We start from the raw sequence: 6,076 nt of genomic DNA, 5'->3' as shown, positions 1-6,076 counted from the left end.
GAGAAAACAATTCGTAAAAGGTGTTACTCAAATAGCTCAAGAAGGAGCGATTCAAGTATTTAAAGAATCATTCATAGGAATGGAAGAAATAATAGTTGGTGTTGTAGGTGTACTTCAATTTGAAGTTTTAGAATACAGATTAAAGCATGAATATAATGTTGATATTAAAATGGATAGACTTGCATTTAGATATGTAAGATGGATAGAAAATAAAGAAATTCAGAGGAGATGAATTTCAAGAATTATTGTTAAGTGTGTATATTAAGTGAAAATATAGGTTGATTATAATTTTAGCGTGAGGCACTTAAATAATGATATGTACTAGAAAGTATAAATAGACGCTGAAATAAGCATATGGTGAAAAATTAGAAGTTCTTGGATTAGTAGTTTTTATTAACCTAGAACTTCTTTTTGCAGCCACTTAGCTTATAGGGCATATTCTATTTACTTTTGAAGTTATTTTCGAATTTTATTTAGATGGTTGAAGTTCATTAAATAGGATATATAGGTTTATTTTAGCTGAAAATAAGTATGAAATTTGAGAGGAATAGAAAAAATATAAAAAAATTGACGTAAAAACATACTTATTGCATTGAAATTCTTGAAGTTTTGACATTTAATTGCTAATCTATATAGGAAAGGAGGGAGAATATTGATATCAAAAAAAGTTAAGAAAGTAATAGCACAATTACTTTTAGTAGCATTTATACTTCCCAATGTACCTGTAAAAGCTATAACAAATGATTCACCAGAAAGTAAGGTTGAATCAACAGTTACAACAGGTGATAAAGTAGAAGCTACAAAGGGTGAAGAAAAAGTAGATACTTCGAAGGTTACTGATAAGGAGTCTAACGAGACTACTGAAGGAAAGAAAGAAGATACTGAGAAAGCAAATAATGAAGGGGTAAAGAGTGAAGAGGAAGAAAATACAGAAGAAAAAAATAATGATACTTCATCAAAAAAACCTTTAGAAAATGCTCAAGTAGAAGAAAAGGATAATGATTCAACAAAAACTGATTCAGAAAATGCTATATCAGATGAAAAAGACAATAAGACTTCTGGTAGTGTAGAAGAAACAGTTAGTGGTGAAGAATCATTAAAAGGTAAAACATATTCTAAAAGAAAAGCTTACAATTTAATGGCAAGAAGTTCTATCCCTAATATAATAGAGGAAGATAGGGAAGAATTTAGGCTAAAGCAAGAAGCTATCGAAAACTTAGAAGTGCTTGTTCCTATGACAGATAAGGAATATGAATTAACTATAGCTAATGCTGATGGAAGTTATGAGTTTTTAAGTGCTTATGATGATGAATCACAAGCTGTTAATGCAGCAAAGTCTATTTCAGAAAGTGATTTGAAATCTACTCAGCAACCCGCAGTAATTAATTCAAGAGGACAAGTAGTATATACTACAAATCAAATGGCTAGAATTTTAAGATATGTAAATAATGTTAATTCAGCAGGTAATGTTAATATTTACTCTGATTCTTCATTAAAAAATGCAGTGACATATATAAACCAAGGGTATGTAGAAGATGCACCGATATTAGATATTAGTGGAAATTCTGCTAAGATAATGGTTAATGGACTTACTGGATGGATTAATAATAATAAATCCTCAGGAACTTATGATATGGTAATGGTACCGTTAAAGCAAGTTAAAAATCCAAGCTACTATACAGTAAGTGGTGGAGAGTTAGTACACTTTATTAGTTATGATATGCTAGGAACATCAGGCTTCTCTAAGACTATTGGAAAGGCACCAAGTTACTTAAAAGAAGGTGTTAGATACTTAAGTTATGATGGACAATATTTCTATCAATATGATTATAAGAAGCAAAGTAGTATTGAAAGCACATTAAACAAGCTTATTAATGATTATAAATCAGGTGTAAGAAATAATGCTGTAAATAAAAATAATGCTTTTTATTTATATTATTTAAATCTTCCATTTAGAAGTCAAACAATTTACTCTGCAGCAGACTTAAATAACTTTATAAATACTTATCCAAGTTTTGGAAGTGGTTCTAAATTGAAAAATTTAGGACAATCATTTAAAGATGCAGAAAAGCTTTATGGAGTTAATGCTCTATTAGCTTTAGGAGTAGCTATAAATGAAAGTGGATTTGGAAACTCTGAAATAGCTAAAAATAAAAACAACTTATTTGGATTAAATGCAGTAGATTCTTCACCGGGTCAATCTGCAGATAGCTTTGCAACACCAAAAGATTCAGTTATAGACTTTGCTAAGAATTGGATTTCAAGAGGATATTCTGACCCAGCAGATTGGAGATATTTTGGAGGCTTCTTAGGTAATAAAAATAGAGGAGCCAATGTGAAATATGCTTCAGATCCATTTTGGGGAGAAAAAGCAGCTGGATATGCTTATTTAATAGATAAGACATTATCAGGTGGTACATCTAATTTAAAGGATACTAATTCAAAGCAAATTGGTATGGCTAGATCAACTAATAAAGTTATCAAGAAAAATGGAACTCTTTTATATAATGTAACTAATGATACTAATCAATATGGTGGATACATTAATACTCCATTTGTTATTTCAAATATGCAAAAGGTAACTATAAGTGGAAAGAGTTACTATGAGATATATCCTGAAAGAAATACTCCAGTAGGTAGTGGAGGACCAGGAAATAAGTATCATGGTAATTATAATTGGTCTGATAGAGGATATATAGAAGCTAAGGATATATCATTAGTTAATGTATATGTTCCCCCAATAGAAGTTAAGTATGGAATAAATAGATATGCAACAGCAGTTGAATTAAGCAAGAGTAGCTTTAATTCAGCAGAGACTGTAGTACTTGCAAATGGTTATGCTATCCCAGATGGATTAACTGCAACACCTATGGCTAGCTATTTAAAAGCACCATTACTTTTAACTGAAAAGGGATCAATTCCTTCAGCTACACAAAATGAAATTAAAAGATTAGGTGCTAAGAATGTAATAATAGTTGGTGGAACCGGCGTTATAACTTCAGCTGTTGAAAAACAACTTAATAAATTAGGAGTAACTAAGATTACTAGATTAGGTGGAATAAATAGATATGAAACTTCACTTCAAGTTGCAAAATATATTGATTCCAATCTTTATGATGTGGATAATGTAGTAATTGCAAATGGTTATGGAGAAGCTGACGCATTATCAATAGCACCAGTTTCAGGAAGAGATAATATGCCTATTATATTAGTTGAAAGCAATAGTATTCCAAGTAATGTAAATAGTTGGCTAAAATCAGAAAACTTAAATAATGCTTACTTAATTGGTGGTACAGGAGTTTTAACTAATAATGTTTTAAATAAAATAAACTCTATGACTAAGCAAAATATATCAGGAAATAGATTAGGTGGAGCTAATAGGTATGAGACAAATGCAAAGGTAATTGAAAAGTTCTATGGTAAAACTACTAATAAGGTATATGTTACTGAAGGATTACAATTAGCAGATGCATTAACTTCAGGACCTGTAGCAGCATTAAATGGATCACCTATAGTTTTAGCAGAAAAGCAGTTAACTTACACTCAAAAAGTTGTATTAGATAAAATGACAACTAATACAATAGTACAAGTTGGTGGTACAGTATCTAAGACTGCTGTAAATAATTTAAGAGAACTACTAAGTAGAACAAAATAACATAAGGATTATTAATTAATCTAATATGATAAATGAAAAGAAGGTGCTGTTTATGAAACAGCCCTTCTTTTTATTAACTTATTGGATTTAATAAAATAAAATAAAATCATAGACTATGGGAATAATATATAAACTTGAATTATAATTTTTAGAAATATATAATTGATATAAGAAAGAGAACTATAATATTCTGAAAGGGTTGAAAATAATGGATAACGTAAAAAATATACCTTTTTCTCCTCCAGATATAACTGAAGCAGAAATAGATGCAGTAGTAGAAGTTTTAAAATCAGGTTGGATTACATCAGGACCTACATTAGCTAAATTTGAAGAGGAATTAGCAAATTATTGTGAAGCTAATAAGGCGGTAGCTTTAAATAGTGCAACAGCAGCTATGGAATTAATATTAAAGGTTTTTGATATTAAAGAAGGAGATGAGATAATAACAACTCCGTATACATACACAGCTACAGCAAGTGTTGCAATTCACAGGGGTATAAAACCTGTTTTTTGTGATGTAGCAAAGGATAGCTTCTTTATTGATTACGATAAAATAGGAGATTTAATTACTGAAAAGACTAAGGTAATTATGCCTGTAGATTTTGCAGGAGTACCTTGTGATTATGACAAGATAAAAGCTGTTTTAAAAGAAAAAAATAGAGAAGATATAATAATATTAGTAGACTCAGCTCATTCCTTTGGTGCGAAATATAAGGGGAAGAGAGTAGGAGCACAATGTGATTTCCATAGTTTTTCCTTCCATGCAGTAAAGAATTTTACAACTGCTGAAGGTGGAGCAATAACATATAATAATAACAACTTTAAGGATAGAGAAAACTTGTATCAAGACCTTAAGTTTACTTCACTTCATGGTCAATCAAAAGATGCTTTATCTAAAATGAAGGCTGGAGCTTGGGAGTATGACATAATTACAGATGGATTCAAATGTAATATGACAGATATAAATGCAGCAATTGGTAGAGTTCAATTAACTAGATACGAAGATATGTTAAAACATAGAAAGGAAATATTTAACACTTATACAAAAATATTAGAAAAAGAAGATTTTTCTATAATACCAGTTACTGAATATGGTGAAGGAACTGAAAGTTCATATCATTTATATCCATTAAGAATAAAAGGATTTAATGAAGAAAAGAGAAATATACTTATTCAAAGATTAGGGGAAAAGGGAATTTCAACGAATGTCCACTTTAAGCCATTACCAATGTTTACATTATATAAGAATTTAGGATATAAGATAGAAGATTATCCAAATGCATATGCACAATATGAAAATGAAATTACACTACCTGTTTATAGCACTTTAAAATTAGAAGATGCAGAATATGTAGCTAATGAAGTAATTAAGGAAATTAAAAATATAATAGGATAAATTAAAAGGAGCTTTTTACACAAAAGCTCCTTTTAATTTATCACTCTTCATTCTTCATTTTTACTTAGTAGAGCTACTAAGTAGCCTAAGTAAATCCAGAATATAATAGATATAAAGCTAATTATATATAGAAGAGAACTCTCTAAAAGATTTATAAATACTATTCCAAGGAATAGAGAAAATAATATTCCAAATTTAAATTGATCACTTATATTCATTTTGTCCATTTTTCTAATGCAGAATATTGAAACTAGAATAATAAAAGTTATAAAAATAATAGTAGCTGGAATACCATTAACAACGGAAATTTCAAAGAAAATATTATGAAGTCCTCCAGATTCCACCCCTTGAAGATAAGCAACTCTATGATCTTGTAACCTTCCCACTTTATTTACAGATCCTACACCTACTAAAGGATAAACCTTTAAAAGTCTTATAGCAGTAAGCCATAAATATTCTCTACTAGTTAATATCTTATGAAGGATATCACTTGGTAAAGTAAAGAAAGCAATTATCGAAGCGAGTGTTGGTACTAAAAATAAGGATATTCTCACTAGAGTGTTTTTATATTTAAATATTAAAAATACTAACACTAATGCAAGTAATGGGAAGTAGGCGCTTCTAGCACCAGAAATTAGAACTGCTACAAGCTCTATAATTATATTAACACTTAGGATCTTTTTCATAGTTTTATTTCTAGAAACCTTTATTAAGTATAAAGTAATTAATAAACATAAGACTGCAGCTATTCCAAAGGAGTTTTCGTTTTTAAATAAGCCCTTATAATTTATTATAACTTCAGCTCCATTTAATTCACCCAAATCTTTTGTTATTACTTTATTAGTAAATATCATAATTAAACTTACTATTGAAGTTATAGAAGATAAGAAAACATAAAAATATGAAATTATATTTAATTCCTTTTGTAGTTTTAGCTTAGGTTTATGAAGATCTATAGAAAAGAGTACAGTTAAGATCATTAAGTTAACTAACCATACTTTTAAGTTTTCAGTTAAGTTATATTG

3 protein-coding genes and 1 pseudogene are annotated in these 6,076 nt (G+C 29.1%); 3 read left to right on the top strand and 1 reads right to left on the bottom strand.

Annotated elements, in window-relative coordinates:
• From E6248_RS11790 to E6248_RS11780, 3 genes and pseudogenes are all read left to right on the top strand, one after another.
• Positions 1 to 220: pseudogene (locus E6248_RS11790) on the top strand (peptide chain release factor 3); the annotation flags it as partial.
• 432 nt (positions 221 to 652) lie between these two features.
• A complete protein-coding gene (locus E6248_RS11785; protein ID WP_316340998.1) occupies positions 653 to 3,655 on the top strand; it encodes a cell wall-binding repeat-containing protein in 3,003 nt (1,000 codons plus the stop codon).
• A 208-nt stretch (positions 3,656 to 3,863) separates the two neighbouring features.
• Positions 3,864 to 5,051, top strand: a complete 1,188-nt coding sequence (locus E6248_RS11780; protein WP_316340997.1) for a DegT/DnrJ/EryC1/StrS family aminotransferase — start codon at positions 3,864 to 3,866, stop codon at positions 5,049 to 5,051.
• 47 nt (positions 5,052 to 5,098) lie between these two features.
• Here the strand turns inward: E6248_RS11780 and E6248_RS11775 are convergent.
• Positions 5,099 to 6,076, bottom strand: a 978-nt coding sequence (locus E6248_RS11775; RefSeq protein WP_316340996.1) for an O-antigen ligase family protein, incomplete at its 5' end; no start/stop codon positions are given.

Source organism: Clostridium sp., assembly GCF_032552055.1.
Lineage (GTDB): Bacteria > Bacillota > Clostridia > Clostridiales > Clostridiaceae > Clostridium.
This window is presented reverse-complemented; position numbering and strand designations above follow the sequence as displayed.

What these genes read in the sequence shown, in the direction of transcription:
- E6248_RS11780 (WP_316340997.1), top strand. Translation starts at nt 3,864, where the DNA reads ATGGATAACGTAAAAAATATACCTTTTTCTCCTCCAGATATAACTGAA.